This is a genomic window from Parcubacteria group bacterium CG10_big_fil_rev_8_21_14_0_10_36_14, assembly GCA_002772895.1.
Lineage (GTDB): Bacteria > Patescibacteriota > Patescibacteriia.
Genome location: PFCS01000002.1, coordinates 290 through 3,564 on the forward strand (window position 1 = coordinate 290; position 3,275 = coordinate 3,564).

Sequence of the window (3,275 nt, forward strand, 5' to 3'; positions counted from 1 at the left end):
TTCCGTAAATGAGCCAAGCACTGTGCTTAAATTTTTCTTTATCCAATTATCTGTTTGCATAAAATAAGGGTATCCCTCTCCATATTTGGCAAGCAAGGGTTTAAAACAATTCAGCCAGCTCCAATAAATATTTTGCGTCCAAACGCTTTGGCTATAACTAGAGAACTCTTGTTTAAGCTTAGCAATAACTTTTGCAATTATTTTATCAGATTCTCTTTTTTGTTGCTTTATTCGCTCCTGATTATTTATCCATTCATCCAGATAATTTTTGACAACAGTATTATCAGGCGCAATTACACTCAGTGGCATTAAAGCTGTTGGCATTGTCGGTAAAAGTTGTCCAGTCTCGGGATCGGGAATGCCAACGCCTTGGGTTAGATTGCCGATAATATAGGCATCGGGAGTGAACCTTTGTCCCATAAATCTAAATTGCATAGTATCTGCCAAAAGCTCAGCTCTTTTTCCACCGTCGTCAAATACCGCCAAGGCCTCTGAGATTATTTTAGGCGATGGCAACTCTTTTTTTGCTTTATCTATAAATTTATTCAAAAGCTCGTCGTCTACAAAATCTTTATCCGAAATATTGCTGTTTCCATAAACTTTTTTAATTAAATCAGTATATTGATATGCGGTTAAATCATCCACCTCTCCTACGAAAAAATCTATCACTGCCGACATATCTGACCACATTTCTGATAATTTCTCATCACTAACTTTAAGATTATTTATTTGCCCCGTCATAATCAATGCATCCCTTGTTAAATCAGAACTTTTAACTACAAACCCCATTCTGCCATACCACATCATTGAAATAAAATAACTTTTTAAAATATCGTTTTTTGTGTAGTGCGAACGAGGCTTGAATTGCGAATAATCATTTTCAAGCTCCTTACGAAGCGGAGTAAATAATGGAGAGGCCTCTTTGCCCTTAGCTTTTTGTATTAATTCTAATTCTGACTTAGCTAATTGATAAATTTCGTCACTCAGCTCAACCCCGTCATAAGTTTTATTATTTAACGAGAACATAAAATCTTTTTCACTGTTAGCTATTATCTGTTTATCGACAGCATCTAAATATTGAGCAAAGGTGTCATAATCTTCGGGCTTTAAATTTATTCCTACGGAAGTGTTGCCTGCGTCTAAAACAACAAGAGGAATTAGATAATAAGCTGACAACCGTTTGTATGATTCTTTTAATTTTGTATCATCTACGGAATTATATTTATTAATTGAATCCAAAAATAATGCCCTTGTCATTGATCGAAGCATGGGCTGAAATTTAGTTTCTTCTATTCTTTGGAAGCTCCTATCAACTAAAATATGATATAAGTGTAGAGCCGTATCACTGCTGATAAAAATTGCATTATTCTGTTTACGATAATATTGATTTGAATTTCCGTCAAAAGCATCATACATATCAACAAAATCATCCATATCTTGAAAACCAGACTGGTCTTTAATTATATTATTGTAATCAAGAAAAAAACCATCATTTTCTAATGTTTGTTTTTGTATTTGGGAAAACTGAATATTTTCTTCTTTTGTAAAACTTTCTAAATTTTCTATTTCTGAAATTTTTATCTTACTAAGAGGTATTGAGGGTTTTATTTTACTTGTTGCTTCTTTTACTTGCGCAAAAATTGGCTTGACTAAGTTAAACTCCCAAAAAGCATTCTTTTTGGTTTGTTCTGGGTGTTTTGCAAAATTATTTACAAGTGAATAACTCAAAAGCGATATAAGGATGACGGCAAAACAAATAAGAGGAATAAATACAAATTTATTTTTAATGCTAATATTTTTTATATTAAATTTTTCTTTTTTTTCTTGACTGTCTACCTCAATGCTATCATCGATGTTATGCTCCGACATTTGATTTTTTAAATCATTGTTTAGTTTTTTCATATATTTTTTATAATACTTAGTTTAAAAAAAGATTAAATTTTTAATTATTCCGTACCCATTATTATTTCTCCGCATTTTGCTTGCGCCTCAATAGCGACTTTAATTATATCATCTATTTTCGGTTCAGCTGCATTTAATACATCCCCATTTTTTAGTTTGGCGCTTACGTTAAGGTTGTGGGCTTGAAAAATTTGCGTAACTTCGCAATTATAAATTGCCTGTGTTATTTTTAACCATTGTTCTTCAGCTCCCCATACGGGCCTGCATTTATTATTTTCACAAGTAGGCGTAGTAGATATACAACTATATATACAAGTTGAATCATAATTCATTAATAACCCATTTATTTTGCCGGCATTTTCTTTGTTTACATATATTGCGCATCCAAATGGACATTTTGGTTCTAATAACTGACAATCGGAAGCAACTTGGCAATAATTAGCTTTATCAATTTCCCGCTCAACATAAATTCGTTTTAACCCAGGCGATATTAATAAAATAGTACTCGCTAATATAGTTATAACAAAAAGAATGGGTGTTGGGTTTAATTTTAGTTTTTTAATATATTTATTTAATAACTGGATTATAAAGAATACAAAAGTAAATAAAGCCAAAATAATAAGGTAGTTATAAATGGTATTTTTTACAAAAAAATTATTAGTCCATTTATTTATAAAGAGTCCGTCAATAGCATCTTTTATTTGATATTCTAAAAAAGGTCTTGGCCAACCATAATATCTCCTCATTATTGTTCCTTTTATCGCTATATTTCTAACAAAAAAAGATAGTCCAACCAAAATAGCAGGACTTACGAAGAGTATTATTTTATCAATAAATTTTTTATATAAAGAATAAAAACCCTTAAAAACTATACCCAACCCGCCACCTAACCAAAAAATAAAAATCGGTATTAATAACATTCCGTAAAATCCCGGTTGATAAATAAATGTCCAGCTTATTTTTAATTGAATAGTGGCGATTGCTATTCCTAGGATAACAGAATAAATGATAGATCCGATTGCCAGTGCTTTTAAATACTTATATGCTTTGTCGCCTTTTATTATGAAGCTAAAAAATATTCCTGAAAGCGCAGGAAAAATCATAATATACCATTCTATTCCAAGAATCCAATATGCAATAATTGATGACAATATTGCCAATATAGCGGGGCTGATATATAAAAATATTTTTTCTTTATACTTCATACTTTAATTATAGCACGGATAAATTTTATTGTTTTTATATAAACTTATCGCCTGCAAAACCCACCCTTGTATAATGGTTTGTTTTTTTTCCGCCCCATCCCCGTCAAGGAAAATCTCAGATACAAAAAAATACGTAATTCAACGTATTTTTTTAGTTAGCCAACCTAG

The 3,275-nt window shown here is 31.2% G+C and carries 2 protein-coding genes; both read right to left on the reverse strand.

What is annotated here, in order from left to right; all coding sequences use genetic code 11:
• A partial coding sequence (locus tag COU51_00215) for a hypothetical protein (protein ID PIR67129.1) occupies positions 1-1,902 on the reverse strand: 1,902 nt, incomplete at its 3' end.
• A gap of 44 nt (positions 1,903-1,946) precedes the next feature.
• Positions 1,947-3,107 carry a hypothetical protein gene (locus COU51_00220; GenBank protein ID PIR67130.1) on the reverse strand — a complete coding sequence of 387 codons (1,161 nt, stop codon included), beginning with the start codon at positions 3,105-3,107 and terminating at the stop codon, positions 1,947-1,949.
• Between the last annotated feature and the right edge of the window lie 168 nt (positions 3,108-3,275).